The sequence below is a fragment of the Collinsella sp. An2 genome (assembly GCF_002160065.1).
Lineage (GTDB): Bacteria > Actinomycetota > Coriobacteriia > Coriobacteriales > Coriobacteriaceae > Limicola.
Genome location: NZ_NFJW01000001.1, coordinates 1 through 25,674 on the forward strand (window position 1 = coordinate 1; position 25,674 = coordinate 25,674).

The following is a 25,674-nucleotide window of genomic DNA, read 5'->3' on the forward strand; positions in this document are numbered from 1 at the left end:
AGGCCGGGGAGGGACCCGTCAAAGCATCCGGTATCCGGTTCTCAAGGTGCAACGGTCCAAACTGAAGATTCCTGAAAGTTCTCAGCGCCTTGGTCTTGACTTCATATAGCTGGTCTCCTCCTTGGTTCGATCTGGCGCGGCGTCGCGCCCGGTCCATTGGCCTTTTAGTGTACTACCTTACCTGCCGCAGGCGCGGTTTCCATCGGGTTCTCTATGCTGGGGTACGCGGCAGCGCGTCCCGCCGACGTGGCCCCGGCGCAAGAAAAACGGCGACCCCATTGGGGCCGCCGCCAAGGAAGGGGACGAATGTTGCTGCAGGGCGGGCATAGGAATCAGCCTCGCCGTGCGGGTTCCGCCGGCTGGTGATGCGGGGCATCGAGGACTAGAGCGCCTTCTCGAGCTCGGCCATGAGGCGGGCCTTCGGCATGGCTCCGACCGTGCGCATGGCCTCCTTGCCGCCTTTCAGCATCACGAGCGTGGGAATGGACATGACGCCATACTCCATGGCGATGTCCTGATTGTCGTCGACGTTGCACTTGGCGACCTTGATTTTGCCGGCCAGGTCGTCGGCAATCTCGTCGACGATCGGCGAGAGCGTGCGGCAGGGGCCGCACCAAGGTGCCCAGAAGTCAATGAGGACAGGAAGCTCTTCGGTCAGCAGGGCGTCGAACGTGCTGGCGTTGACTTCGGTGATGGTTGCCATGGTTCCTCCTATGGATATCGGCAGTACCGGGTATGTCACTTCGGTCAGGTTATACCCATCCGTTCCTGACGATTGCACATCAAATGGGGACGTTATTTTTACCGGCGCAACCGGCTGGAGCCGCCCCGGCGTACAATGGCCCCAGGAGAAAGGGGCCTCTATGGTGGTAACCTCGCACGACCGGACGCAGGCTATTGTGGACGCAACCAAGCAGGAGCTCGAGGGCCTTGCAAGGCGGGGCGTCGTGGCGATGGGCAATGCGTTCTCTTCAATCGTGATGGTCAAGGGCATCCTCAACGACGGCGAGCGCGGGGGAGGCACCCTGCTGGCGGGGGCCGACGGGGCGGCGCTTCGTGCGGCGCTGGAGCGTCTGGGGTATGCTCCCGAGGATTTCTGCGGGCTTGCGGCCGTGGCCGGCGCGGCAGAGGAGGGCTTTGCCGCGGCCGATGAGGGGGAGCTGTTGCCCGCTCCGGTCTTCCGAGAGGCGCTTGAGGCGCTCGACCCCGAGGCCGTGGTGCTGCTTGACGACGTCGCCACCCATGCAATGCGCGAGGCCTACGCAGACGCCCTGGCGGCTATCGAGGATTTCAACGCCGCGATGCTCGAGCCGGGGCTGGTGGTGCCCGTGCTGGGCAGGCGCGTGCTGGCGCTCGACGGCTTTGAGGCGGCGCTTGCCGACCCGCGCGCCAAACAGCGCGCATGGGCGTATCTCAAGCAGCTGCCCCCGCTTGGGGCGCCGTATTAGGAGGCGTCCCCGGCCTTGGTAGGCTGCCCCTGCCAAGATAGGCCCTTGGCTCCGTCGCATCCCGATTCTCAACGTATGGCCCCGCCGTTTGTCAATGCTCTGTACTGTCTTGTCATGTGTCTTGTCAGCTGTAAAGGCAGGTGCCATACTGTCACCCGTTGTCTTGCGGGCACGCCATGCCCGAATCGCAAGGACGGTGTCATATGGATAGACCGGAAGAACGCGGTGGCGCACAGGGCCATCCGTCTCAGCGGGGGAGCGCTGCGTCCCCGATGATTGATAGCGCGCCGGCGGGCGGCACTCAGGGCTTTACGCCGAAGGGTGGCCTACAGGCTTTCGCAACGCGCGGTACTTCGGAGCTGCTTCGCGAGCTCGATGAGCTCAAGCGCCAACACGACGCGGTGGTGCTCGCCCACTACTACGTGGGCGCCGAGGTGCAGCGGGCGGCCGATTTCGTGGGAGACTCCTTTGCTCTGGCGAGGTTGGCCACGACGGTGCCGCAGCGCACCCTCGTGATCGCCGGCGTCTCGTTTATGGCCGAGAGCATGAAGCTCCTGAATCCCGATAAGCGGGTGCTTGCCCCCGACCTTTCTGCAGATTGCCCCATGGCCCACATGGTGAACCCCGAGACGGTGCGCCGGGCGCGGGAGCGCTACGGCGACGACCTGGCCGTCGTGTGCTATGTGAACTCGACGGCCGAGATTAAAAGCTGGAGCGACGTGTGTGTGACCTCGTCGAACGCGGTGAAGATCGTGCGCAACCTTTCCCAGCATCATGTGCTGTTTATTCCGGATGAGCATCTGGGGCGCTATGTCGCGCGCCAGGTGCCCGAGAAGCATGTGATCCTCAATGATGGGTGCTGCCCCTTCCATGCACAGATTACTGCACAGGAGGTTCGGGCGCTCAAGCAGGCGCACCCAGATGCCCCCGTGCTTGCGCATCCCGAGTGCGCTTCCGAGGTGCTCGAGCTCGCCGATATCGTGGGTTCTACGGCCGAGATTATCGACGCGGCCGCCGCAAGCGATGCCCAAGAGTTCATCGTGGTCACCATGGCTGGAGTGCAGGCAGAGCTCGAGCGTCGCTGCGGGGCAGACAGGCGCTTCTATTTCACGGGCACGTCGCGCTGTCCGGAGATGGACAAGCTCACGCTGGAAAAGCTTGTGGCGTGCCTGCGCGACGGCACCGGCGAGGTGCCCATGCCGGCCTGCGCCGGCCAGGCGGCGGCAACGCTCGACCGCATGCTTGCATACGCGGCGCGCTGAGGGGGCAACAATGCAGACCGACAGGGACATCACGAGCCCGATTTGCAGCCAAGCAGGGTGCCTGCCACGCGACCTGACGTGCGATGTGGTGATCGTGGGATGCGGCGTCGCGGGGCTCTATACGGCGCTCTCGTTGCCGCAGGGCACCAAGACGATCATGCTGTCCAAAGGCGCGATCGACGAATGCGATTCCATGCTGGCCCAGGGCGGCATCTGCGTGCTGCCCGAGGCCGAGGACTACGACGCCTATACCGAGGACACCATGCGCGCCGGCCATTACGAGAACCGGCGCGAGAGCGTCGACATCCTGCTGCGGTCCAGCAGAAGCGCCATCAACGACCTTCTGGCGCTTGGGGTGGATCTGGAGCGCGCTGCGGACGGCTCGCTGGCATTTACCCGCGAGGGCGCGCACAGCCGGCCGCGCATCTGCTATCACGCGGACGTTACGGGGCAGGCGATCACCTCGAAGCTTCTGGAGCGCGTGCGTGAGCTGCCCTGGGTGACCATCGTGGAGCATATGGCCTGCATCGACCTGCTTGAGGATGCGGCAGCTGCCGAAGCGGGTGGCGCGGCGGACGCGGCGGCAGCCGCGGCAAACGATGTGGCGAGCCCCGCCTCCGGCGTGGCGCCGCGCTGTACGGGCGTGGTCGCGGTTCCGGTGACCGAAGGCGCCTCGACGCGCAAGGCTTCCGAGCTCGCCGGACGCGCGCCAGAGGACTCAGTGAACATCCACGCCCGCGCCGTCGTGCTCGCGACGGGCGGCATTGGCGGGCTCTATGAGCGTTCGACCAACTATCCCCAGCTTACGGGTGATGCCTGCGATATCGCTGCGGCTCATGGCGCCGTGCTGGAGCACATGGATTACGTGCAGATCCATCCCACAAGCCTCTACGAGGGGCCCCAGGCGACCGGCCGCGCGTTCTTGATTTCGGAGTCTTGTCGCGGCGAGGGCGCGGTGCTGCTCAACCGGGCAGGGGAACGCTTTTGTGACGAGTTGCAGCCGCGAGATGTGGTGACCGCAGCCATCCAGCGTCAGATGGAGCTCGACGACATGCCCTATGTGAGGCTTTCGTTTGAACGGGTGCCCGACGATGTGATTCGAGGCCATTTCGCCAACATCTACGAGCATTGCCTAGCTGCTGGATACGACCTGTGTCACGAGCCCATTCCTGTGGTGCCGGCGCAGCACTACTTCATGGGCGGCATCCACGTAGACCGCGACTCTGCGACGACGGTGCCCGGTCTCTATGCCGTGGGCGAGACCAGCTGCACGGGCGTGCACGGCAAGAACCGTCTGGCAAGCAACAGTCTGCTCGAGGCGCTCGTGTTCGCACGGCGTGCCGCGTTTCGCATTGCAAAGGGAGAGAGCCTGCCGGTGGAGTGCGTAGGCGAGCCACCGCTCGATGGGCGCCATCGTGCGACCGGGTCGTATCGTTCGGGGCTGGACGTGCTGACGCGCGACGAGGGGGCGTCTCCCGCTGGCACCGCGGCGAAGGCGGGCGCGCGTCCCGGTGCAAATGGGACATGCGGCCCGAGAAGCGACGCCCGTACGGCTGCTGCAGAATACGACGCCGCCGCGCTGCTTGTGACGGCCGGCAACACAAGGGAGGAAGTCCGATGAATCCGGTAACGATGAAGCTGGTGGGCGATGACGCGATTCTGCGCGCCCTTCGAGAGGACATCACGTACGAAGATGTGAGCACCATGGCGGTATGTCCCGAGGCGCGATCTGCCGAGGTCCAGCTTATTGCCAAGGCGGCGGGGGTCATTGCCGGGCTCGACGTGTTCGCCCGAACGTTTGCGCTGCTTGACGAGAGCTCGTGGGTCGATGTGCGCGTGCAGGACGGCGAGGAAGTCGAGCCGGGGCAGCTGCTCGCCGTAGTTGTCGGCGACGTGCGCGCCCTGCTCTCGGGCGAGCGTGTTGCCCTGAACTTTCTGCAGCGCATGAGCGGTATCGCCACCTATACGCGGCGCATGGTGCGTGCGCTCGAGGGGACGAAGACCGTGCTGGTGGACACGCGCAAGACCACGCCGGGCCTGCGCATCTTCGAGCGCGAGGCCGTGCGGCTGGGAGGGGGATGCAACCATCGCTTCAACCTTTCGACGGCGGTCATGCTCAAGGACAACCATATCGATGCGGCGGGCGGCGTCACGCAGGCCGTTCGCGCGGTCCGCGCGCGGGCACCGTTCACCTGCACCGTAGAGGTGGAATGCGAGAGCCTGGACATGGTTCGCGAGGCGGTCGATGCCGGCGCGGATATCATCATGCTCGACAACATGGGGCACGATGAGATGGCGTCCGCGATCGAGCTTATCGCCGGTCGGGCAAAGACCGAGGTGTCGGGCAATGTCGATGCTCAGAACATTCGCTCCCTGGCAGACCTGGGCGTCGACTACATATCATCGGGCGCGCTGACGCATTCGGCGCCGATTCTGGACGTGTCGCTGAAGCATCTTCGCATGCTGGACGCGTGACGCTGGACGAGGTGCGGCAGGGCGTATAGCATGCGGGTTGCGCGTGCGGGCAGGTGCCGGTGCTTCGGGTACGCGGTGCGGCGCCGCGCTAACCGGAGTGCGTGCCGCGGCGGGATGCTTTACCGTGGCGTCTGGGCGCCATGATGGCGCGGGCTGAGATTCTTGGTGTGGGAGGTTGAGCTGACATGACGGGATCCGAGCGCAGGGATGCCATCCTGGGGGCGTTGCGTGCCGCCAGCAAGCCGCTCCCAGGAAGCGCCCTGGCGCGTCTTGGCGGCGTAAGCCGCCAGGTGGTGGTGCAGGACATCGCGCTGCTTCGAGCCGACGGGCACGACATCGCCGCGACCAACCGCGGGTATGTGCTGCGCGATGCCGAGGATGCGACGCGTCCGGTGCGCCTGTTCAAGGTGCGTCATACCGCCGAGCAGCTGGAAGATGAGCTCACCTGCATCGTCGATCTGGGCGGCGAGGTGCTCGACGTGACCGTGAACCATCGCGTGTATGGCAAGATTTCCGCTCCGCTGGGCGTGAGGAGCAGGCGCGATGTTGAGCAGTATCTCGAAGGCATTCGAACGGGGAAGAGTTACCCGCTCATGACGGTGACGAGCGGATATCACTTCCATCGCGTCGCAGCGGATTCGCCTGAGGTGCTCGACGAGATCGAGGCTGCGCTGCGGGCGCGTGGGTACCTGGCGCCCATGCTGCCCTATGAGCAGGAGGCCGCGTCTTCGGGGTTATGAGACTTTGACAAAAAGCGCGCCTAATCTTGCGCTGCTCCCCGATTTCCGATGCTAGGAGAAACTCGTTTCGTTTTTATGCAGTTGTTTTCAGAAATTCCGAGTAGACCGCCTTCTCAGGCCCTTGAATCCTGGCCTTTTGTCGACGAAATCGGCCGTCTACTCGGGGATTCCCGAACTAACTGCATAAAAACGAAACGAGTTTCTGAAATGCTTCTCGTAACCCACTGTTACTGGCGTCGAGAGCCACTCTTGAGCCCGTTCGCGTATACAGGGCGAAGCGCCTTCGCAGAAACAGGGCTAATTAAAAAGGGCTCCCCGAAGGGAGCCCCGAGCTTGCGATAGCGATGGACTACTAGTCCTCGGCGATCTCGGTGATCGCGCCGGCCGGGCAAGACTCCTGGCAAACGCCGCAGGCGATGCAAGAATCCTCGTCGACTACGGTCGCGACGTCCTGGACCTCGAGAACGCCCTGGGGGCAGTCGTCAACGCAGACGCCACAGGCGATGCACTCATCGGCATCGATAACGGGATGTGCCATAGTTTCCTCCTCTGTTCGTGCCCGATGCCGTAGGCGATGTGACATCGAGTCGTGTGGCTTCAATATACCCCGAGACGACTTCAATGCAACCCCTTGCGCCCAGCTTTTCATACCGTTCGCCGAGTAAGCCACGGCTTACTGCCTGCGGGTTTGCTGTCGGTGCGGGAACGCTGGAACAAGGCGCGCCCGCCAAACGAGGGGGTTCAAATGCCAGGTGAGATTACTTGCTTGTCCATCAAACAAAAAATCTTATATGAATTGACTTAGATTTTGTATATAAGTCGGCTCAGGGGGATATGATAGAGAGCGAACGAACAGAGACGTGCCGGGCACGAGCGAAAGGATGCCCGGCAACGAAGGAAGGGATTATCCATGAGCAACAAGATTTTGGGTATCGACCTTGGTACCACTAACTCTGCCATGGCCGTGCTTGAGGGCGGTTCGCCCACCATTATCGTGAACGCCGAGGGCGACCGCACCACCCCGTCCGTCGTGGGCTTCCGCTCCGACGGCGATCGCGTTGTGGGCAAGGCCGCTAAGAACCAGGCTGTGACCAACCCGAAGAACACCGTCTTCTCCATCAAGCGTTTCATGGGCCGCAAGTACGGCGAGGTCGCAAGCGAGATCAAGACCGTGCCGTATAGCGTCAAGGAGGGCCAGGGCGGCCGTGCCGTCGCCGACATCGACGGCCAGGACTACACGCCCGAGCAGATCAGCGCCATGATTCTGCAGAAGATGAAGGCCGACGCCGAGAAGTACCTCGGCGAGACCGTCACCGACGCCGTCATCACCGTGCCTGCCTACTTCAACGACGCTCAGCGCCAGGCCACCAAGGACGCCGGCAAGATCGCTGGCCTCAACGTCAAGCGTATCGTGAACGAGCCGACCGCGGCCGCGCTTGCCTACGGCCTTGACAAGAAGGGCGCCGACCAGCGCATCCTCGTCTTCGACCTGGGCGGCGGCACCTTCGACGTGTCCATCCTTGACCTCGCCGACGGCGTCTTCGAGGTTCTTTCCACCAACGGCGACAACCACCTGGGCGGCGACGACTGGGACCAGCGCGTCATCGACTGGCTTGCCGATAAGTTCAAGCAGGACAACGGCATCGACCTGCGCCAGGACCCCATGGCTCTGCAGCGCCTGAAGGAGGCCGCCGAGAACGCCAAGAAGGAGCTCTCCGCCGCGCAGACCACCAACATCAACCTGCCGTTCATCACTGCCGATGCTTCCGGCCCGAAGCACCTCAACTACGATCTGACCCGTACCGAGTTCGAGAAGATCACCCACGACCTGCTCGAGCGCTGCAAGGCCCCGGTTACGAACGCGCTGCGTGACGCCAACCTGAAGCTCTCCGACCTGACCGAGGTCATCCTCGTCGGCGGCTCCACGCGTATGCCCGCCGTGCAGGACCTCGTCAAGAAGATGACCGGCAAGCAGCCGAACATGTCTGTGAACCCCGACGAGGTCGTCGCTGACGGCGCTGCCGTCCAGGGCGGCGTGCTCACCGGCGACGTCGAGGGCATCCTGCTGCTCGACGTGACCCCGCTGTCGCTGGGCGTCGAGACCATGGGCGGCATCATGACCAAGATGATCGACCGCAACACCACGATCCCGACCTCCAAGACCGAGATCTACTCCACCGCTGCCGACAACCAGACCAGCGTCGAGATCAACGTCCTGCAGGGTGAGCGCGAGCTGGCGCGCGACAACAAGTCGCTCGGCAAGTTCCAGCTCACCGGCATCCCGGCCGCCCGCCGCGGCGTGCCTCAGATCGAGGTCACCTTCGACATCGACGCCAACGGCATCGTGAAGGTCTCCGCTAAGGACAAGGGCACCGGCAAGGAGCAGCAGATCACCATCTCTGGCTCCACGGCGCTCTCCGACGAGGAAGTCGACCGTATGGTGAAGGACGCCGAGGCTCACGCCGAGGAGGACAAGCGCCAGAAGGAGGAGGTCGAGGTTCGCAACCAGACCGACAGCCTGTGCTACTCCACCGAGCAGACCCTCTCTGACCTGGGCGACAAGGTCCCGGGCGACGTGAAGAGCGACGCCGAGGCCGCTATCGCCGACGCCAAGAAGGCGCTCGACGGCTCCGATGTGGACGCCATCAAGGCTGCTGGCGACAAGCTGCAGGAGGTTGCTTACAAGCTGGCTCAGATCGTGTACAGCGACGCCCAGCAGGCTACCGAGACCCCGGCCGGCAACAACGGTGACGACGACGTGGTCGACGCCGACTACGAGGTCGTTGACGACGATCAGGATAAGTAATCATGCCCGCCCGGAATGCTCGCACGGAGGCGGCCGCCGCTGCCGCCTCCGCTGACTCTGAGGAGAAGGACGTGAAAATTCCCGTAGAGGCCGCCGACGAGGCAACGGACGCGGCCCAGACCAACGAAGACGTCAAGCCCGAGGCCGATGGTGCCCAGACGGTCGAGCAGGCCGAGAAGGAGCAGACCATGACCGAGGAGGAGATGGTCGAGGCGGCCATTCGCGCCGGCGAGGAAGCGGCCGACAACGACTTCAAGCTCAAGTGCGAGCAGGCGGAGCAGAAGCTCGCCGATGCCCAGCGTGAGCTAGCCGAGGCCAAGGAGGCCAAGGAGGCTGCCGAGAGCCGAGCGCACGATGCGGTCGACCGCATGGCGCGACTGCAGGCGGATTGGGAGAACTTCCGCCGCCGCACCGCCCAGGAGCGCCTGGCCGAGCAGAGCCGTGCGACCGAGAAGCTCGTGACCGCGCTGCTGCCTGTCCTCGACGACATGGAGCGCGCTATCGACCATGCCCGCTCGCAGGAGATGGACGAGGCGTTCTCGCAGTTCGTCGATGGCGTCGAGGCGGTCCACACCAAGATGCTCGACGTGTTCTCGCACGAGGGCGTCGAGGCAATCGATCCCAAGGGCGAGCCGTTCAACCCGCTCGAGCACCAGGCCGTTGGTCGCGTCGAGGACGCCGACCAATACGACGAGACAGTGAACGACGTGTACCAGAAGGGGTACCGCATGGCAGACCGCGTGTTGCGCTCGGCTATGGTCACCGTCACGTACGGCGGAGCAAAGCGACCGGCTGAAGACGCGGAGCCGAAGGATGCGGCGGAAGACGCCGACGCCTCGGCAGAGGACGCGCCCGAGGCGACGGAAGCGTAAGACGACGGGGCTCCGGGCCAATCTCCGGAGCCCTTTTTGCGTGTGTCCCTTTTGCCTGGTCGGACGTCATCCAAGGCAGGTGGGGCGCACGGCTGAACGCGACAGCGCGCAAAGCTTGGCGATGCGGGGCCACGAGGCCCGGCATGAGCGACGCGGCGGCCGGCCGTAAAGAGCGGCTGGCAGGCGCGCCCGCGCGTTGTCGAGAGTAGGACCTAAGAGCTGCCGCCTGTGAGGGCGGCGACAGCATGAAAGGAGGCAGGCGATGGCACAGACGAAGAACTTCTACGATGTCCTTGGCGTGAAGCGCGACGCCTCCGACAAAGAGATCAAGACCGCCTTCCGCAAGTTGGCGCAGAAGTATCACCCCGATGCGGGCGGCGATGAACAAAAGTTCAAGGAGATCAGCGAGGCGTATGAGACGCTCTCCGATCCCAAGAAGCGCAAGGAATACGACCAGCTGCTCATGTTTGGCGGTATGCCCGGAGCCGGCGGTCCCGGCGGGGCATACACCTATAGCGGCGGCGCTGGCGGCCCGGGCGGCTGGAGCGACATCTTCAGCAGCATCTTCAACGGAGACGGAGCGTTTGGCTCCGACTGGGCTAGCGGCTTTGGCGGTATGGGTGGCGCGGGCCGCGCGGCCAACCGTCCGCGCAAGGGCGGCGATCTGTCGCTGACCGTGGATGTGTCGGCCGAGGACGCGTTCCGCGGCGTCACGCATAAGGTGACCTACCGCATCCCCTCGACGGGGGAGCAGCAGACCATTACCGTCTCGGTTCCTGCGGGAGCCGTCGACGGCGGCAAGCTGCGCTACAAACGTCGCGGCGAGTACGGCCAGAACGGCGGCGAGCGCGGCGACTTGGTGGTGACCACGCACGTGGCCGAGCACCCGCTCTTCAAGCGTAAGGGTGCCGACGTGCAGATGACGCTGCCCATTTCGGTGTACGAGGCAGCGCTGGGATGCCAGGTCGATGTGCCCACGCCGGGCGGTGCGACGGTGCGCCTGAAGGTGCCGGCGGGTACGCAGAGCGGAAAGACCTTCCGCTTCAAGGATCTGGGCGCTCCCGACGTGAAGCGCCGCGGTCGCACCGGTGCACTGCTGGTGACGGTGGACGTGCGCGTTCCTACGCAGCTTTCGACGGCGGAACGCGATGCGTTCGAGCGGTTGCGTGCCGCCGATACGCGTGACTATCGGCGCGATGTCGACCGATATCGCGCAAGGGTATAGACGATGAACGGGCCCTGGGCGGTGCTGCCGTCCGGGGCTTGGGGTATGCCAGGAAGGTTGGTGAAGAAGAATGGGTCAGTCTGATCGGGACAAACCGCTGTATATGATCAGCGTCGCGGCCGAGCTCACGGGCATGCATCCGCAGACGTTGCGTGTGTACGAGTCGAAGGGGTTGGTGAACCCGAAGCGCTCGGGCGGCAACACGCGCCTGTATTCGCGTGCCGACATCGAACGCCTTGAGCTGATCAACCAGCTGACAGATGAGGGCATCAACCTGGCTGGCGTGGTGCGTATCCTGGACATGAAGGAGCGCGCCGAGAAGCGTGAGGCCGAGATGGAGCAGCTGCGCTCTCGCGTCCGCGAGCTCGAGGATGAGGTTCACGAGCTCAAGGTCCAGAAGAAAATCACCGCGCTTGTTCCGCGCGGCGGCTCGGCCGACCCCGAACAGGTGCTCAAAGGGCTTCTGGGAGGCGGCGGCCTCTAACGCGCCGATTCGCAGGGCCTGCCGGCGACGCTTTGCCGCTGGAAGCTGACTCGCGGGGCCTCGCAAAGGCAAATCGCGGGGGTCATATATATCGAAACATAGACCAGCTACTAGATTTGTCTAAGTTAAGCCGCAAAAGCGGCCGATTTCTTAGTCAATTCCAGTAGCTGGACTTATTTTTATTGCTGTTCGTGGCGCACTGCCTTGGGAGGTATCAGCCGCGCACTGCCTTAGGAGCTGACTGCCACGCGCGTCCTCGCCAAACGCATTTGGGAGATGCTTGCTACACGTTCCCTCGTCAAACGCGTGCGGAGCAGTCGTCGTTGGCAAGCAGGTTCTCTGTTGCTGGCGCTTACACCACGTTGACGTCGCGGAGCTCGGCGCGGTCGCCCACATTGCGCGAGATGGAATATTCGAACGCAGTGCCGTCGTCGAAAAATCCGATCTGCTCCATCTCGAGAAGCGGGCCGCCAACCTCGGTCTCCAGGCGCTCGGCTTCTTCCTCTGTGGCGCTAACGGCGCGGATGATGCGGTGGAAGCTCGAGATCTTGTAGCCCAGCGTGTCCTGGATATAGCTGTAGACGGACTTGTAGAGCTGGCTTTTCTTAAGACCCGGAATGAGGTCGAGCGGCATGTAGGTGTACTCGATAACGATGGGTGTCCCGTTAAGACAACGCACGCGGCAATGGTGATAGGCGAAATCCTCGGGCTGAATATTGAGGTGCCGCGCGACCTTTTCGGGTGGATTCACAATGGAGAAGTCATAGACCACCGACGTGATCTCGCCGTCGCCCTGATGCTCGATGGTAAAGCCGCGGGCGCGGTCGGAGCGGTTGAATGCGAAGGAGCCCGAGCCGCCTACAAGGTAGGTGCCGGAGCCGCGTGGGTCTGAGATGTCCTGTGTGCTTTTCACATAGGTGCCCGATCCGCGCCGGCTGGCGATAAGGCCTTGCTCGATGAGCAGGTCGAAGGCGCGCTTCACCGTGATCTTGCTCACGTCGTAAATCTGGCACAGCTCCACAACGGTAGGGAGCTTGTCGTTGGGCTTCAGGGAGCCGTCCTCGATGCTGTGCTGGATATCTGCTGCGATCGCCTGGTACTTTAACATGAGGACACCTCTCTCTGCTCGATGTTCGTCGCACGCGGCCGACTGGTATCAAGAAACGCCAAGGCGTCTCGTGTGCCAACTCGGAGCCTCCCGCAAGCGGTAGGTTTTCGCGGGTGAGCGGTTTCATGAAGTTCGTGATCTCTGGCCTCTGTAGCGCCCCAGCAGCCTAAAGCGAACGCGTTAAAACGCGCGTTGTCGCAGGTATAACGCCTGCATCCCCGTTGCGTAATCCATTATCCCCCAAAGTATGCCGATATATTTTCAAAAAGGCATACTCTAAAAGAAAATTAGAGCGCTATACTTTAGCTAAAAGCGCGGTACGCATATAAAATAATCGCGCTTATATATACGACGGAACGTGCGAAGAGCCGCACGAGCCGGATTATGGAACCAGGAGGCGCTATGGCAGAGTTGACCTTGCCCAAGGACTTCTTCTTCGGGGCGGCAATGTCTGGCCCGCAGACAGAGGGCGGCTGGAATGTTGGCGGCAAGCTCGAGAACCTGTGGGACACATGGTCCATCGAGGACATCGATGCGTTCTACAACCGCGTCGGCTCGTATGTGGGCAACAACTTCATGCGCCTCTATAAAGAAGACCTCGCCCTGCTCAAGAGCCTTGGCATGAACAACTACCGCACCTCCATTCAGTGGAGCCGCCTGCTCGACCAGGACGGCAACATCAACCCCGAGGGCGCGGCTTGGTACCACGAGCTTTTCCGCGCTTCCAAAGAAGCCGGCCTCGAGGTCTTCGTGAACCTTTACCACTTTGACATGCCCACCTACCTCTTCCGCCGCGGCGGCTGGGAGAATCGCGAGGTGTGCGAGGCGTATGCCAACTATGCCTACAAGGCGTTCTGCGAGTTCGGCAAAGAGGTTCGCTGCTGGTTCACCTTCAACGAGCCCATCGTCGAGCCCGAGAACCGCTACTGGCATCCCGTATGGTATCCGCAGCACCACAGCTTCCAGGAGGCCTGCACCACCCAGTACAACATCTCGATTGCGCACGCGCTGGCCGTTGCGAAGTATCGCCAGGCCGTCTCCGAAGGCCGCATGCTGCCCAACGCGCGCATCGGCATGATCTGCAACTTCTCGCCCTCCTATACCAAAGACGATCCCACGCCGGCAGACCTCGAGGCCCTGCGCATGAACGACGGCCTTACCAACCGTTGGTGGCTTGACCTGGTAACCAAGGGTCATCTGCCGCAGGACGTCATCGACACCCTTACCAACGACCTGGGCATCGTGCTCCCCGTCCGTCCGTACGACGACGCCGTGCTCGCCGAGGGCGTGGTCGACTGGATCGGCTGCAACTACTACCAGCCGAGCCGCGTCCAGGCGCCAAGCACGACCCACGACGAGTGGGGCAACCCGCTGTTTGCCGAGCCCTACATTTGGCCCGAGCGCGTCATGAACGAGTCCCGTGGCTGGGAGATCTACCCCAAGGGCATCTACGACTTCGGCATGAAGTGCAAGAAGGAGTACCCCGAGCTTGAGTGGTACGTCTCCGAGAACGGCATCGGCATCGAGCGCGAGTACCTCAACAAGGATCCCGAGACCCAGCAGGTCCAGGACGACTACCGCGTCGACTTCGTGCGTCAGCACCTCGAGTGGATCGCGCGCGCCATCGACGACGGCGCCAAATGCGTGGGCTACCACTACTGGGGCATGATCGACAACTGGTCCTGGGCGAACGCATTCAAGAACCGCTACGGCTTCGTGGAGGTCGACCTCATGGAGAACTACGAACGTCGGCCCAAGAAGTCGGCCGCGTGGCTCAAGGAGGTCGCGACCTCGCACGTGGTCAAGTAGCCGGTTTGTTACCTGGCCCTTTTAGGGATGGCCGGCAGCTTGTGGGGAGCCGCTGGCCGACTGTCTGGCCTCGCCTTCGCCTATTGCCCGCAGCGCCGCGGGCGGCAGGTGAGGGCGGCGCCGGGATAGCAAGGGGAGCGTCGCTGAAGGGGGGCGCTTCTGAGGTAGGCATGTTTTACGTTAGGAGTGGAAAACATGGCTAATGGATCGAACTTCCTCGATAAGTTCGCGGAAGTATCCGCCAAGATCGGTAACCAGGTGCACCTACGCAGCCTGCGCGATGGTTTCGCCACCATCATGCCGGTCTTCATCCTCGCCGGTATCGCGGCACTGCTGAACAACGTGGTCTTCAAGGGTCTGTGGAGCGCAGATCCCACGAGCCTCGGCCTGTTCCCCAACGCCGACGTCCTGGCAATCGCCCAGTACTGGGGCAACGCGCTTTCTCAGGGCGCCCTCAGCATTTCGGCAATTCTGCTGTGCGGCATGGTTGGCTACAGCCTGGCCACCAACAAGCGCTTCGACAACCCGATCTCGTGCGTCGTCGTGTCGCTTGCGGTGTTCTTCATCATGATGCCGCAGTCCGTTACGGCCACGCTTGCCGCCTCCTCGCCGCTCGTGACCGATGAGGTCACCACCGCCGAGGTGACGAGCGCCTTCATCACCAACTACACCGGCACCAACGGCATGTTCACGGCCATCATCATCGGCTTGCTTGCCCCGACCCTCTTCATCAAGGTCTCCGGCGTCGAGAAGCTGCGCATCAAGATGCCCGAGGGCGTGCCGCCTGCGGTCGAGAAGTCCTTCAACGTCCTGGTACCGATGCTGCTTACGCTTGGTGCCTTCGGCCTGCTGGCCATGGTCCTGTTCGCCGGCTTCCAGACCGACATCACCGCGCTCATCAACACCTGGATCCAGACGCCGCTGCGTGCCCTCACCACCAACCCCGTGGGTCTCGTGTTCATCTACTCGCTCGGCGTGTTCCTGTTCACCCTCGGCATCCACCAGTCCACGATCAACGGCGTGCTCGTCGAGCCGGTCCTCACCATCGTGCTTGTTGAGGCCATGGAGCTCTATAACACCGGCGGCATCGATGCGGTCATCGCTCGTCCGGACCTGTACCTCAACATGAACGTCATCAACGTGTACGCGCTCATGGGCGGCTCCGGCTGCACCCTGGCCCTGCTCATCGCCACGTTCATCTGGGGCAAGTGGCAGCCCTCCAAGGAGATCGCCAAGCTCGGCATCCTGCCCGGCATCTTCAACATCAACGAGCCGGTCATCTATGGCTACCCGATCGTCTTCAACATCCCGCTGATGATCCCCTTCGTGCTCTGCACCGCTCTCGGCATCGTGATTCCGTACTTCGCGACCGTCGCCGGCCTGGTCAACCCCACGTGCATCCAGGTGCCTTGGACTACGCCGATCATCGCATCGGGCCTGCTGTCCACGGGCGGCGACATCCGCGCCGCAATTCTGCAGGTACTGCTGCTCGCGCTCTTCGTGATTATCTACCTGCCGTTCATGAAGGCGTCCGAGACCGCTCAGCGCAAGCAGTTCGAGATGGCCTCCGAGTCCGAGTAGGTTTATCTCACACCACGCTCATCTCAGACGTGCGTGTTGCATCGGTTCCAACGGGTGCGGCCTAGGTCGCACCCACGGGGCGCCGCCTTCGTCACAGCCCGCTGGGCGGCGCCCCTATACCCCCTAGGCGGCCGACGTGTGCCGGTCGCCCGCAGACAAGGCCGAAATTTCTGGCCGGAAAGGATCTGTCATGAAGATCATGCTTTGCTGCAACGCTGGAATGTCCACGAGCCTGCTCGTCCAGAAGATGCAGAAGGAGGTCGCTGCGCGCGGCGAGGACACCACCATCGAGGCCCGTCCTATGAACGAGGCCATGGATCACATCGACGAGGCCGACATCATCCTGCTTGGCCCCCAGATCGGTTATGCCAAGGGCGATTTCGAGAAGGCCGTTGCCGGCCGCATCCCTGTGGCCGTCATCCCCATGGTCGATTACGGCCGCATGAATGCCGCCAAGATTCTTGACGACGTGAAGAAGCTCGTGGGCTAGAGCCTGCGCATCACACCACGGCGCCCGATCCGCACGGGCGCAAGAGACATTTTTTTGGGGCGCTTATCGCCGGACGCCGCTGGCGCCGCTTGGCCCCCTGCCGCAAGGAGGTACGTCCGATGGACGAGATGGAAGAGCTGCAGATGACCTGCTTCGAGATCATCGGCTATGTCGGCACTGCAAAGAGCTGCTACATCAACGCGATCTCGAAGGCAAAAGAAGGCGCCTTTGACGAGGCAGAAGCGCTCATCAAGGAGGGTGACGTCGCGTACAACGGCGGCCACGACGTGCACATGAAGCTGCTGCAGGCCGACGCCGCAGGCGAGCGCAACGGCGAGGCCCCGCTCATCCTGCTGCATGCCGAGGACCAGATGGCCGGCACCGAGACCTGCAAGCTCATGGCGCTCAACTTCATTGACACCTATCGCGAACTGCAGGAGCTCAAGGCCAAGCTGGCCTAGCTGCTTGGGTCGCATGGGCGGCGGCCGTCTTGCGGCCCGTGCCTGCGACGCAGCATCTTGCCTGGTAACAGGCAGCCTCGCCTTTGATGCGGGGGTCGCGTTTTATCCGGTGCGAGGATGAAACGTGGGAATCGAATACACACAGCACATGAAGGGCACCGCCGGAGACGACGATGCCCTTTTTTCAAATCGTCGAACCGGCCGGGAGCGCGGGCGCAGGCCCAGGGCGCGCCCGGCGGAGATGCGACATGAGACAGAAAGGATATCGACATGACCGACACCAAGCGCCCGGTAAAGATCGCTACCATCGGCGGCGGTTCAAGCTATACCCCCGAGCTTGTCGAAGGGTTTATCAAGCGCTACGACAGCCTGCCCGTGCGCGAGCTGTGGCTCGTCGACATTCCCGAGGGCGAGGAGAAGCTCAAGATCGTAGGCGGCCTCGCCCAGCGCATGGTCGAGGCGGCCGGCTTGCCCATGGAAGTGCACCTTACGCTTGACCGTCGCGAGGCCCTGGCCGGCGCCGACTTCGTGACCACACAGTTCCGCGTGGGGCAACTCGACGCACGCATCAAGGACGAGCGCATCTCGCTCAAGCACGGGCTCATCGGTCAGGAGACCAACGGTGCTGGCGGCATGTTCAAGGCGCTGCGCACCATTCCGGTCATCTTTGACATCATCCGCGACATGCAGGAGCTCTGCCCGGACGCGTGGCTGGTGAACTTCACGAACCCGGTGGGCATCGTAACGGAGGCCGTGCTGCGCTACACGGATTGGGACAAGATCATCGGCCTGTGCAACTGCCCCATCTCCATGCGCTTCGGCATTGCGAAATGGATGGACGTCGACCCGTCCCGCGTGCGCATGGAGCTCTCCGGCCTCAACCACCACTTCTTCGTGACCGACGTCTTCATCGACGGCAAGAGCTGCTTCGACGAGGTGCTCGAACGCTATTGCGAGCTGCCGGTGGAGGAACTGGGCACCATGAAGAACATCATGGCCATCCCGTGGTCCAACCGACTGATCCGTGGCCTTCGCGCCATTCCGGTGAGCTATCTGAACTACTACTTCTCGACGCGCGAGGAGCTTGACCAGCTTACGCGCGACTACGAGGCGCACGGCGTGCGTGCCGAGGTCGTGAAGCAGGTCGAGGCCGAGCTCTTCGAGCTCTACAAGAATCAGGATCTGCACGTGAAGCCCAAGCAGCTCGAGGAGCGCGGCGGTGCCCACTACTCCGATGCGGCGTGCAGCGTGATCGATTCCATCTACAACGACCGCGGCGACATTCAGTACGTGGACGTGCGGAACAACGGCGCCGTGAGCAACCTGCCCGAGGAGAGCGCGATCGAGTGCGCGGCGGTCATTACGGCCGACGGTCCCAAGCCGCTTGCCATCGGCGAGCTGCCGGTGCCCATCAACGGCACGATTCAGATGATCAAGACCTTCGAGCGCATGGTGGCCGAGGCCGCGGTGACCGGTAACAAGGACCTGGTGGTTGCCGCGCTCGTCGCCAACAAGCTCTGCGACTCCGATGCCGTGGCAAACGCCGTGGTAGATGAGCTCATGGAGGCGCACAAGGACTATCTGCCGCAGTTCTTTAATGCTGACGGCACTCCCAAGGACGAGCGGGAGGCAAAGGCGCTCACCAGCAAGGTGTGCGCGTTGGCGTAAGGCTGGCGCACGCAGGCATTGATGTACGTGGGGCGGGGCTGCGCATGGCGCGGTCCCGCCCTATCTATGCATCGCTGCGCCTAGCCCCACAGCTCGCGGATGCGGCTCAGGAAGACTTCCGCGGCGGGCGAGAAGGATTGGTAGCGCTTCCAGGCAATGAAGATGTCGGCCGTGACGGCGGGCTCAAGCGGCCGAAACGCCAGACCGCTTGTGGGCGACGTGTCAACGATGCCCTCGAGGCTTATGACGTAGCCCACGCCGCGCCGCGCCAACAGCGAGGCGTTGTACAGCAGGTTGTAGGTGGCCACGACATCCAGCTCGGCAAAGTCGCGGCGAAACCACGTCTGCATCTCGCGGCTTGCCTGGGCAGAGAAGATGAGCGGCTTGTCGGCAAGGTCTTCGGCATGTATAACGTCCAGGCTGGCCAGGGGGTCGCTCGACGGCATGAAGACGCCCCAGCGGTCGCGCGCCGGCAGCTGCAGGCATTCATAGCGGTCCAGGTTGGCGTGGCCCACAAATACGCCGAAGTCGATGCGCCCATTGTCCAGGCGCTCGCTTACATCTTCGGCGTTGCCGCTGTGCAGGGCGAAGCGCATGAGGGGGTAGGTCTCCTGCAGCTCGGCTACGACGTCGGCTACGAGCGCCATGGCGGGCGTCTCGCCGCCGCCGATGCGCACCTCACCGGCAAGGGTGTCGGCAGAGACATGGAACTCGGCCTCGGTGCGGCCTACAAGGTCCACGATCTCTTCGGCGCGCCGGCGTAGGCGCATGCCTGCCTCGGTAAGCTCAATGCGCCGCCGGCCGCGGTCGAACAGCTTGCAGCCCAGCTCGTGCTCCAGGTCCTGCATCTGGCGCGAGAGCGACGGCTGAGAGAGGTGAAGGACCTGCGCCGCACCCGAGATGGTTCCCTCGCGGGCAATCATAAGGAAATACTGCAGGTGGCGAAGTTCCATGGGACCTCCCTGGAGGCGTTATGACGTGTAGTGTTCCAAACACATGCCGATGAAGTCGCACATGCTGTCGCGGAAGTCGCGGTCGTACCCCTTGACCTCCAGGATGTCGAGTGCCTGCTGCACGAGCGGATTGCTCATGCAATAGCCCACCAGGCCGACAGCGTGGAAGTAGATAGCCAGAAGCAGCTCGGACACGTGTTCCTGCGATATGGGGATGATCTGCGGGAGGCGTTCGCCCAAGCGGTCGACATTGCGGTAGTAGTTGCGTTTGAATTCCACCAGGCGGTCGATGGTCACGTTGGTCTCGATGACGGCGGGGAGCAGGTCTCCCAGGCGGAAGTAGTCCTGATGGGCGTTGGCGATGCCTGCCCATACCTCGGCGATCACGGGCGGCGCGAGGCCGCAGCCCTCGGGCAGTGCCGCGAGCAGGGCGTCGTAGTAAGCGTCGCAGGCATCGGCCGCAAGCAGGAGGAAAATCTCCTCCTTGGTGGTGACATACTTATATAGGTTGGCGCGCGACCAGCCGAGCTCTTCGGCAATCGTGGTGAGCGTGATCTCGTGATAGGGACGCTCGGAGAACTGTCGACGAGCAACGTCCTTAATCTGCGTGAGTCGTTGCTCTTTCTGTTCGGCGCTGCGTGCGCGAATAAACTCTGCCATGATGCTTCCTCCATTGATACGTCAAGAAGTATAGCGCAGCTTATTAAAAAAATAAGAGATAAATCGTCGCTAAACACTTTACAAATTACGTGACGTTGCGTAATCTAAAATCCGGTAAAGAGACGTCAGGTTGGTGGGTGAGAGGCCGGCAGCACTGCGATTGACGGTCCCATCGGAGCCCGTTGACGTGCTTGTCTCGCATTACCGGCCGGACGGGCGTCTCAACAAACACAGCAGAATCGCCACGACGCCCGCCTGTGCCTCGCGCAGCGGACTGCGCTGTGCCCGCAAACATGAGGCGATTCCGTCTTCTATGGGAGGAACCATGAAAAAGAACCTTGGTAGCTTGCTCGCTCTGTATCCCACCCCGGCGACCCTCGTGGGCGCGATGGTGGACGGTAAGCCCAACTGGATGCAGGTTGCCCACGTGGGCATCATCGGACACGACCGCATCATGATCAGCTGCATGTCGAATCACTACACCAACAAGGGCATCCGCGAGACGGGCGTGGTGTCGGTAAGCCTGTGCGACCGCGCGATGCTGCCCGAGCTTGACCGCGCCGGCGCAGGCTCTGGTGCCAAGACGGACAAGTCGGAGCTGCTTGCCTGGACGCCTGCCGAGAACGGCGCGCCCGTGCCCGAGAAGGCGCCGCTCACGCTTGTCTGCCATGTGGTGGATACCTATGAGACCGAGAACTTTGACAACTTCGTGCTTGCGATTGACGCCACGCTCGTGGAGGAGGACAAGCTCGACGATGCCGGCAAGCCCGACTACGGCAAGATCTCTCCGGTGCTCTTTGAGTTCCCCACGTACTCGTATTACGCCACGGGCGAGAAGATCGGCAAGTGCCTGAGCTTCAAGTAACAGGCGCTGTCGGAAACGTGGAGGCTGCTGCTTGGGCGCAGGGCAATGCGGTGAGAAGGCTTTGAAGCATAGGAGGTTGCATCATGGCTGGTAAGACATTAGTTGCATATTTCTCGGCGAGTGGGACCACGGCGCGCGTGGCACAGCAGGTAGCCGGCGCCGTCGGGGCCGACACGTACGAGATCGTCGCGGATCCGCGCTACACGGCCGCCGATCTCGATTGGCAGAACAAGCGCAGCCGCAGTTCGCTTGAGATGAACGACGAGTCGTGCCGCCCTGCCATCGCGGGCGCGCTTCCCGACATGTCGGGCTACGATGTCGTGCTTTTGGGATTCCCCATCTGGTGGTACAAGGAGCCGCGCATCGTCGACACCTTCATTGAGGGCATCGACCTTTCTGGCAAGCGCGTGGTTCCGTTTGCGACGTCGGGCGGCTCGGGCATCGGTGGCGCCGAGTCGCATATGAAGGGGCTGTGCCCGGACGCCCTATGGCAGTCCGGACGCCTGCTCAACGGCGGAGATGCCGCCGCGTGGGCGCGTTCGGTCTGCGCGTAGCGAGAGAGGATGGGCCCATGGGTTCGATGACACGCAAAGCGTTCCTGGCGAGCGTGGGCGTCCTTGCCGCCGCAGGCGTTGCCGGCTGTGCCGGCGGCGCATCTGGGGAAGGCGAGCCTGCGGCAGGGTCTGTTTCCGGGCGGGCCGAAGACTCTGCTCCAGGGACGGCCCCAGCTGGGTCTGCGCCGACAGACGGCTCCGTCTCAGGCGACGGTGGGGCGTCCCGGGTCTTTTTCACGCGGGACATCTCGCCTGCTGGCCTGCAGGCGGCCTTCGACGCACTTGGCGTCGAGCCGGCCGGCAACGTGGCAGTGAAGCTCTCCACAGGCGAGCCGGGTGGGAACAACTTCCTCTCGACCGACCTCATCGGCGACTTCGTGCGCAGCCTGGGCGCCACGATCGTGGAGTGCAATACGGCCTACGGCGGCGCGCGCTCCTCGACCGAGAGCCACCTGCAGGCGGCGGCCGACCATGGCTTTACCGCGATCGCGGACGTAGACATCATGGACGCGGAGGGCTCGATATCGCTTCCCGTCACGGGCGGCGCACATCTGACCGAGGACCTCGTGGGCGCACATCTGGCCAACTACGACTACGTGGTGTCGCTCGCGCACTTCAAGGGGCATGCGATGGGCGGCTTCGGCGGCGCCATCAAGAACTGCTCTATCGGCATCGCCGCGCGCGAGGGCAAGATGCTCATCCACTCCGCCGGCACCTCGGCCACGAGCTGGGGAAACCCTGCGCAGGACGATTTTCTAGAGTCTATGGCCGAGGCGGCGAAGGCCGTGAGCGACCACTTTGGCGGCGTGGGCGGCAGCATGTGCTACGTGAACGTCATGAATCGACTCTCGGTGGACTGCGACTGCGACTCCCACCCGGCCGAGCCCGAGATGGCAGACATCGGAATCCTGGCGTCGCTCGATCCCGTGGCGCTCGACCGTGCCTGCGTGGACCTGGTCTACGCCGCACCCGACGGCGCGGCGCTCATCGAGCGCATGGAGAGCCGCCATGGCGCACACACACTCGAGCATGCCGAGGCGATTGGGCTGGGAAGCCAGAGCTACACGCTGGTCGACCTCGACGCGTGAGTGCCGCAGCCGTGTGGCTCTGCTCGGCCGTAAAGGCGATGCTTGTCCTGTTGAGCGTTCGCGCCAGGGCGGGCGTGTAGTGGCAGGTGAGAGCGACCTGGTGGATGGACCTATTGGTTGGAGGATGAAGACCATGACACGTATGACCGATCTTGAGATCTCGCGCCGACGCCTGCTCAAGGACGTGGCGGCGCTCATCGCTGTGGTGCCGTTTGCCGGTTCGCTGGCTGCGTGCGGGCAGGAGCCTGCCGACGACTCGGCAAACGACTCGGCAAACGATGCGGCTTCTGGAAGCGCGGCGGAGCCCGAGGCCCCGGAGACGTCCGATGACGCTGCCGCGCCGGAGGCTGCTGCCGGCTCCACGTTGGTGGCGTACTTCTCGGCAACCGGCAACACCGAGGGCGTCGCGCAGGCGATTGCCGAGCGGCTGGGTGCCGACGTGTTTGCCATCGAGGCAGCCGATCCCTACACGGCTGAGGATCTCAACTACAACGACGACGCGAGCCGCACAAGCCAGGAGCGCACCGATGCGCATCCCGAGCTTGCGCAGGTGACGCCCGACGGTTGGGAGGGATACCAGACGGTGCTTCTGGGCTATCCCATCTGGTGGGGCGAGGCGGCATGGCCGCTGCGCACCTTCGCTGCGGGCAACGATTTTGCCGGCAAGACCGTGGTGCCTTTCTGCACGAGCGCGTCTTCGGGAATCGGTCGCAGCGGCGACGGTCTGGCCGAACTCGCCGGCTCCGGCGATTGGCGCGAGGGCGAGCGATTCGCGGCCGGCGCGGGCGACGACGCTGCCGCCTGGGCCGAGGGCCTGGGACTGTAAGACGTTTATCGGTAGATGATGCGGCGGGGCGGTCTTGGATCCGCGCCGCCGCGATGCTAACGACGCTGTGAGGAAGGAGGAGTGTGTGGACGATAGGGGTATGACGCTCACCAGGCGTTCGCTTTTGGGCGTCGCTGGTGCGGCTGCAGCATCGTCGCTGGCTGCCTGTTCATGGACGCCGCGTTCGGAGTCTGCTGAGGGGCCGTCCAACGCAGTCGACGCCAACGTCGAGGCGGAGCAGCAGGTCTCCGTAGACGACGGCTTCGTTGCGGTGACGGGCGGTACGTTTCTTATGGGAAGCCCTGAGGATGAACCATGGCGCAGCGCGGACGAGACGCAGCACGAGGTCGCAGTCTCGAGCTTTTTCATCGACCCATATGAGGTGACGCAGGCCGACTACGCTCGTCTCATGGGTGATAATCCCAGCGTCAACCAGGGGGATACCCTGCCCGTCGAGAACGTCACGTGGCTTCAGGCCGTCGAATACTGCAACGCGCGCTCCGCGGAGGCCGGCCTTACGCCCGCCTATGAGATTGACGGCGATGCGGTTTCGTGGGATCGCGCGGCCGATGGGTATCGTCTTCCCACAGAGGCCGAGTGGGAGTACGCATGCCGCGCGGGCACGACGACTCCCTTCAACACCGAGACCTCTATCAGCCCGGACACCGAGGCAAACTACTATGGGACCTATCCCTACGAGATCGAAGACAACTACTTCGATTGCGGGGCGCTTCAGACGCAGCCCGGCATCTACCGTCAAACAGAGGTCGAGTCTGGAACGTTTGCCCCCAACGCATGGGGTCTCTATGACATGCACGGCAACGTGGCCGAGTGGGTGTGGGACCTCTATGGCGCCTACGACGAGGAGGCGTCGGCAGATCCCGTTGGCCCCGAGGAGGGAGCGCTGCGCGTGAACCGCGGCGGAGGCTGGAACGACTTCGCCAAGAACCTGCGAAGCGCCTACCGGGCGTCCCTCGCACCCGATGCCTCGAGTCCAAGCGTGGGATTCCGCGTGGCCCGAGGTGCGCTTGCGGGAGCGTCTCTGGTGGGCGGAGCCGCCGGCGCTCAGGGTGCGGCTGGCGGCGATGGCATCATCGTTTTCTTTAGCTGGAGCGGCAACACGCGCGACATCGCCGGCCAGATTGCCGAGCGTATAGGATTCGAGGCTGTTGAGCTTGAGCTTGTCGAACCGTATTCGACCGACTACTCTACGGTGCTCGACCAGGCGCAGGCGGATCAGGCTGCCCAGGCGCGTCCCGAGCTTGCCACGCATATCGACATGGATCGCTTTGGCACGGTGCTATTGGGCTATCCCAACTGGTGGGCGTCCATTCCCATGCCCATTGCGTCCTTCCTGGAGTCGGCTGACTTCTCGGGCAAGCTCATATGCCCCTTCTGCAGCCACGGCGGCGGGAGGCTGGGCCAGAGCGTGACGGCTATTTCCAAACTCGTGCCGACAGCGCGCGTGGGCGAGGCGCTCTCCGTGCACTATGGCGGCGACTCCGAGCTGCCCGGCCAGATTGATGCCTGGCTTGCGGCGAACGGGGTGGCGTGATGGCGGCGTCTGACAAAGGGGCGACGCGCCTGCCTGGGCAGCACGCACGGCAGCGCGGGCGCGCGGCACGCCGTGCGGTCGACATTGCCCTTGCCGCCGGGTTCTCGCTGGTGATGGCCACGGCGCTTGTGGAGGACGTTGCCCATGAGTGGATCGGCATCGGCGTGTTTCTGCTGGTGGTGACCCATCAGGTGCTCAACCGTTCTTGGTGGCGTACGCTTCTCCGCGGTCGCTGGTCTTTGCGCCGCGTGGTTTCATCTGCGGTGGATCTCTGCCTTGTTGTGGAGGTGCTCGCAATGCTGGCAAGCGCCTTGGTCGTCTCGGCGCATGCGTTCTCATGGTTGCCGGTCATTCCGGGTGCGGGCTGGGCGCGCCCGGCACATCTGCTCGGTTCGTACTGGGGTTATGTGCTTGTTGGGCTGCACACGGGCTTTCATGTGCAGCCGATGTTCGCACGGGCGTGGCGTCGTGGCAGATGCGTGCGTCTTGCGTTGCTGGCATGCTGCGCGGTCGTCCTTCTTGCCGGGGTGTGGTCGTTTGTGACGCTCGACGTGGGCGCCTATCTCACCTATTCGTCGCCCTTCGTGTTCGTAGATTTCGACACGCCGTTTGCGCTGCGTTGGGTGCAGTGGCTCGCCGTGGGCGCGCTCTATGCGCTTGCGGGCTCGGCGCTGTGGGCGCTTATGGGCGGCGCTGCCGGGCGAAGACGGCAATCCCGTGCATGACATTCAGGATGTTTAGCAG

General features: G+C 63.4%; 25 protein-coding genes. 20 read left to right on the forward strand and 5 right to left on the reverse strand.

Translation table 11 applies throughout. The features are described from left to right. Positions 1 to 382: 382 nt before the first annotated feature. Entirely contained in the window at positions 383 to 703 is a 321-nt protein-coding gene (gene trxA / locus B5F33_RS00005) for a thioredoxin (RefSeq protein WP_087409753.1), read from the reverse strand. A gap of 160 nt (positions 704 to 863) precedes the next feature. On the opposite strand from trxA, the gene B5F33_RS00010 reads away from it, so the two are divergent. From B5F33_RS00010 to B5F33_RS00030, 5 genes are all read left to right on the forward strand, one after another. Next, positions 864 to 1,448 carry a hypothetical protein gene (locus B5F33_RS00010; protein ID WP_087409754.1) on the forward strand — a complete coding sequence of 195 codons (585 nt, stop codon included), beginning with the start codon at positions 864 to 866 and terminating at the stop codon, positions 1,446 to 1,448. Between the two features lie 203 nt (positions 1,449 to 1,651). Further along, a complete protein-coding gene (nadA, locus tag B5F33_RS00015; protein ID WP_239284608.1) occupies positions 1,652 to 2,710 on the forward strand; it encodes a quinolinate synthase NadA in 1,059 nt (352 codons plus the stop codon). Between the two features lie 10 nt (positions 2,711 to 2,720). Continuing rightward, on the forward strand, positions 2,721 to 4,331 hold the full coding sequence (locus tag B5F33_RS00020; RefSeq protein WP_087409756.1) for an FAD-binding protein: 1,611 nt from the start codon (positions 2,721 to 2,723) through the stop codon (positions 4,329 to 4,331). Further along, positions 4,328 to 5,185: a carboxylating nicotinate-nucleotide diphosphorylase gene (gene nadC, locus B5F33_RS00025; protein ID WP_087409757.1), complete on the forward strand. Its 858-nt coding sequence runs from the start codon at positions 4,328 to 4,330 to the stop codon at positions 5,183 to 5,185. Before B5F33_RS00020 ends, nadC begins: the two co-directional genes overlap by 4 nt. Before the next feature lie 185 nt (positions 5,186 to 5,370). After that, positions 5,371 to 5,925, forward strand: a complete 555-nt coding sequence (locus tag B5F33_RS00030; RefSeq protein WP_087409758.1) for a transcription repressor NadR — start codon at positions 5,371 to 5,373, stop codon at positions 5,923 to 5,925. Positions 5,926 to 6,277: 352 nt separating this feature from the next. On the opposite strand, the gene B5F33_RS00035 is transcribed toward B5F33_RS00030, so the two are convergent. Beyond that, on the reverse strand, positions 6,278 to 6,508 hold the full coding sequence (locus B5F33_RS00035) for a 4Fe-4S binding protein (RefSeq protein WP_143757918.1): 231 nt from the start codon (positions 6,506 to 6,508) through the stop codon (positions 6,278 to 6,280). 327 nt (positions 6,509 to 6,835) lie between these two features. On the opposite strand from B5F33_RS00035, the gene dnaK reads away from it, so the two are divergent. The 4 genes from dnaK to B5F33_RS00055 all read left to right on the forward strand — a co-directional run bounded on the left by dnaK (position 6,836) and on the right by B5F33_RS00055 (position 11,312). Then, complete coding sequence (gene dnaK, locus B5F33_RS00040) at positions 6,836 to 8,731, forward strand: molecular chaperone DnaK (RefSeq protein WP_087409760.1); 1,896 nt, start codon at positions 6,836 to 6,838, stop codon at positions 8,729 to 8,731. 71 nt (positions 8,732 to 8,802) lie between these two features. Beyond that, positions 8,803 to 9,603, forward strand: a complete 801-nt coding sequence (locus B5F33_RS00045; RefSeq protein WP_239284610.1) for a nucleotide exchange factor GrpE — start codon at positions 8,803 to 8,805, stop codon at positions 9,601 to 9,603. A 262-nt stretch (positions 9,604 to 9,865) separates the two neighbouring features. Further along, positions 9,866 to 10,828 carry a DnaJ C-terminal domain-containing protein gene (locus B5F33_RS00050; protein ID WP_087409762.1) on the forward strand — a complete coding sequence of 321 codons (963 nt, stop codon included), beginning with the start codon at positions 9,866 to 9,868 and terminating at the stop codon, positions 10,826 to 10,828. Positions 10,829 to 10,898: 70 nt separating this feature from the next. Further along, positions 10,899 to 11,312: a helix-turn-helix transcriptional regulator gene (locus tag B5F33_RS00055; RefSeq protein ID WP_087409763.1), complete on the forward strand. Its 414-nt coding sequence runs from the start codon at positions 10,899 to 10,901 to the stop codon at positions 11,310 to 11,312. A 352-nt stretch (positions 11,313 to 11,664) separates the two neighbouring features. On the opposite strand, the gene B5F33_RS00060 is transcribed toward B5F33_RS00055, so the two are convergent. After that, positions 11,665 to 12,420, reverse strand: coding sequence for a GntR family transcriptional regulator (locus tag B5F33_RS00060; RefSeq protein ID WP_087409764.1), 756 nt, complete (start codon positions 12,418 to 12,420; stop codon positions 11,665 to 11,667). 402 nt (positions 12,421 to 12,822) lie between these two features. On the opposite strand from B5F33_RS00060, the gene B5F33_RS00065 reads away from it, so the two are divergent. From B5F33_RS00065 to B5F33_RS00085, 5 genes are all read left to right on the forward strand, one after another. Beyond that, the gene (locus B5F33_RS00065) at positions 12,823 to 14,229 is read left to right on the forward strand and encodes a glycoside hydrolase family 1 protein (RefSeq protein ID WP_087409765.1); all 1,407 of its coding nucleotides are present in this window, start codon (positions 12,823 to 12,825) and stop codon (positions 14,227 to 14,229) included. Between the two features lie 195 nt (positions 14,230 to 14,424). Beyond that, positions 14,425 to 15,810 carry a PTS transporter subunit EIIC gene (locus tag B5F33_RS00070; protein WP_087409766.1) on the forward strand — a complete coding sequence of 462 codons (1,386 nt, stop codon included), beginning with the start codon at positions 14,425 to 14,427 and terminating at the stop codon, positions 15,808 to 15,810. Positions 15,811 to 16,000: 190 nt separating this feature from the next. After that, positions 16,001 to 16,300, forward strand: coding sequence for a PTS sugar transporter subunit IIB (locus B5F33_RS00075; protein WP_087409767.1), 300 nt, complete (start codon positions 16,001 to 16,003; stop codon positions 16,298 to 16,300). Between the two features lie 119 nt (positions 16,301 to 16,419). Beyond that, positions 16,420 to 16,761 carry a PTS lactose/cellobiose transporter subunit IIA gene (locus tag B5F33_RS00080; RefSeq protein ID WP_204214291.1) on the forward strand — a complete coding sequence of 114 codons (342 nt, stop codon included), beginning with the start codon at positions 16,420 to 16,422 and terminating at the stop codon, positions 16,759 to 16,761. A 270-nt stretch (positions 16,762 to 17,031) separates the two neighbouring features. After that, a complete protein-coding gene (locus tag B5F33_RS00085) occupies positions 17,032 to 18,429 on the forward strand; it encodes a 6-phospho-beta-glucosidase (protein WP_087409768.1) in 1,398 nt (465 codons plus the stop codon). Positions 18,430 to 18,509: 80 nt separating this feature from the next. Here B5F33_RS00085 and B5F33_RS00090 read toward each other — a convergent pair whose 3' ends face one another. Continuing rightward, entirely contained in the window at positions 18,510 to 19,382 is an 873-nt protein-coding gene (locus B5F33_RS00090; protein WP_087409769.1) for a LysR family transcriptional regulator, read from the reverse strand. An 18-nt stretch (positions 19,383 to 19,400) separates the two neighbouring features. Beyond that, complete coding sequence (locus B5F33_RS00095; RefSeq protein ID WP_087409770.1) at positions 19,401 to 20,042, reverse strand: TetR family transcriptional regulator; 642 nt, start codon at positions 20,040 to 20,042, stop codon at positions 19,401 to 19,403. A 325-nt stretch (positions 20,043 to 20,367) separates the two neighbouring features. Between B5F33_RS00095 and B5F33_RS00100 the strand changes: the two genes are divergently transcribed. The 6 genes from B5F33_RS00100 to B5F33_RS10875 all read left to right on the forward strand — a co-directional run bounded on the left by B5F33_RS00100 (position 20,368) and on the right by B5F33_RS10875 (position 25,655). After that, positions 20,368 to 20,907 (forward strand): flavin reductase family protein, encoded by a 540-nt coding sequence (locus tag B5F33_RS00100; RefSeq protein WP_087409771.1) that lies wholly within the window; start codon positions 20,368 to 20,370, stop codon positions 20,905 to 20,907. Positions 20,908 to 20,990: 83 nt separating this feature from the next. Continuing rightward, positions 20,991 to 21,461: a flavodoxin gene (locus B5F33_RS00105; protein WP_239284613.1), complete on the forward strand. Its 471-nt coding sequence runs from the start codon at positions 20,991 to 20,993 to the stop codon at positions 21,459 to 21,461. Positions 21,462 to 21,478: 17 nt separating this feature from the next. Beyond that, positions 21,479 to 22,549 carry a DUF362 domain-containing protein gene (locus B5F33_RS00110; RefSeq protein WP_239284615.1) on the forward strand — a complete coding sequence of 357 codons (1,071 nt, stop codon included), beginning with the start codon at positions 21,479 to 21,481 and terminating at the stop codon, positions 22,547 to 22,549. A gap of 133 nt (positions 22,550 to 22,682) precedes the next feature. Continuing rightward, on the forward strand, positions 22,683 to 23,375 hold the full coding sequence (locus B5F33_RS00115; RefSeq protein WP_158095258.1) for a flavodoxin: 693 nt from the start codon (positions 22,683 to 22,685) through the stop codon (positions 23,373 to 23,375). A gap of 85 nt (positions 23,376 to 23,460) precedes the next feature. Continuing rightward, a complete protein-coding gene (locus B5F33_RS00120) occupies positions 23,461 to 24,930 on the forward strand; it encodes a flavodoxin (RefSeq protein ID WP_204214300.1) in 1,470 nt (489 codons plus the stop codon). Further along, positions 24,930 to 25,655 carry a hypothetical protein gene (locus B5F33_RS10875; protein ID WP_158095259.1) on the forward strand — a complete coding sequence of 242 codons (726 nt, stop codon included), beginning with the start codon at positions 24,930 to 24,932 and terminating at the stop codon, positions 25,653 to 25,655. Before B5F33_RS00120 ends, B5F33_RS10875 begins: the two co-directional genes overlap by 1 nt. Positions 25,656 to 25,674: the final 19 nt, after the last annotated feature.

Excerpts from the sequence above, each read along its gene's own strand:
- B5F33_RS00105 (WP_239284613.1), top strand. The coding sequence starts at position 20,991 with ATGGCTGGTAAGACATTAGTTGCATATTTCTCGGCGAGTGGGACCACG.
- nadC (WP_087409757.1), top strand. The coding sequence starts at position 4,328 with ATGAATCCGGTAACGATGAAGCTGGTGGGCGATGACGCGATTCTGCGC.
- B5F33_RS00050 (WP_087409762.1), top strand. The coding sequence starts at position 9,866 with ATGGCACAGACGAAGAACTTCTACGATGTCCTTGGCGTGAAGCGCGAC.
- B5F33_RS00080 (WP_204214291.1), top strand. The coding sequence starts at position 16,420 with ATGGACGAGATGGAAGAGCTGCAGATGACCTGCTTCGAGATCATCGGC.
- B5F33_RS00020 (WP_087409756.1), top strand. The coding sequence starts at position 2,721 with ATGCAGACCGACAGGGACATCACGAGCCCGATTTGCAGCCAAGCAGGG.
- B5F33_RS00095 (WP_087409770.1), bottom strand. The coding sequence starts at position 20,042 with ATGGCAGAGTTTATTCGCGCACGCAGCGCCGAACAGAAAGAGCAACGA.
- B5F33_RS00055 (WP_087409763.1), top strand. The coding sequence starts at position 10,899 with ATGGGTCAGTCTGATCGGGACAAACCGCTGTATATGATCAGCGTCGCG.
- B5F33_RS00010 (WP_087409754.1), top strand. The coding sequence starts at position 864 with ATGGTGGTAACCTCGCACGACCGGACGCAGGCTATTGTGGACGCAACC.
- B5F33_RS00110 (WP_239284615.1), top strand. The coding sequence starts at position 21,479 with ATGGGTTCGATGACACGCAAAGCGTTCCTGGCGAGCGTGGGCGTCCTT.
- nadA (WP_239284608.1), top strand. The coding sequence starts at position 1,652 with ATGGATAGACCGGAAGAACGCGGTGGCGCACAGGGCCATCCGTCTCAG.
- B5F33_RS00030 (WP_087409758.1), top strand. The coding sequence starts at position 5,371 with ATGACGGGATCCGAGCGCAGGGATGCCATCCTGGGGGCGTTGCGTGCC.
- B5F33_RS00065 (WP_087409765.1), top strand. The coding sequence starts at position 12,823 with ATGGCAGAGTTGACCTTGCCCAAGGACTTCTTCTTCGGGGCGGCAATG.
- B5F33_RS00085 (WP_087409768.1), top strand. The coding sequence starts at position 17,032 with ATGACCGACACCAAGCGCCCGGTAAAGATCGCTACCATCGGCGGCGGT.
- trxA (WP_087409753.1), bottom strand. The coding sequence starts at position 703 with ATGGCAACCATCACCGAAGTCAACGCCAGCACGTTCGACGCCCTGCTG.
- B5F33_RS00060 (WP_087409764.1), bottom strand. The coding sequence starts at position 12,420 with ATGTTAAAGTACCAGGCGATCGCAGCAGATATCCAGCACAGCATCGAG.
- B5F33_RS00090 (WP_087409769.1), bottom strand. The coding sequence starts at position 19,382 with ATGGAACTTCGCCACCTGCAGTATTTCCTTATGATTGCCCGCGAGGGA.
- B5F33_RS00115 (WP_158095258.1), top strand. The coding sequence starts at position 22,683 with ATGACACGTATGACCGATCTTGAGATCTCGCGCCGACGCCTGCTCAAG.
- B5F33_RS00075 (WP_087409767.1), top strand. The coding sequence starts at position 16,001 with ATGAAGATCATGCTTTGCTGCAACGCTGGAATGTCCACGAGCCTGCTC.
- B5F33_RS00070 (WP_087409766.1), top strand. The coding sequence starts at position 14,425 with ATGGCTAATGGATCGAACTTCCTCGATAAGTTCGCGGAAGTATCCGCC.
- dnaK (WP_087409760.1), top strand. The coding sequence starts at position 6,836 with ATGAGCAACAAGATTTTGGGTATCGACCTTGGTACCACTAACTCTGCC.
- B5F33_RS10875 (WP_158095259.1), top strand. The coding sequence starts at position 24,930 with ATGGCGGCGTCTGACAAAGGGGCGACGCGCCTGCCTGGGCAGCACGCA.
- B5F33_RS00035 (WP_143757918.1), bottom strand. The coding sequence starts at position 6,508 with ATGTCACATCGCCTACGGCATCGGGCACGAACAGAGGAGGAAACTATG.
- B5F33_RS00100 (WP_087409771.1), top strand. The coding sequence starts at position 20,368 with ATGAAAAAGAACCTTGGTAGCTTGCTCGCTCTGTATCCCACCCCGGCG.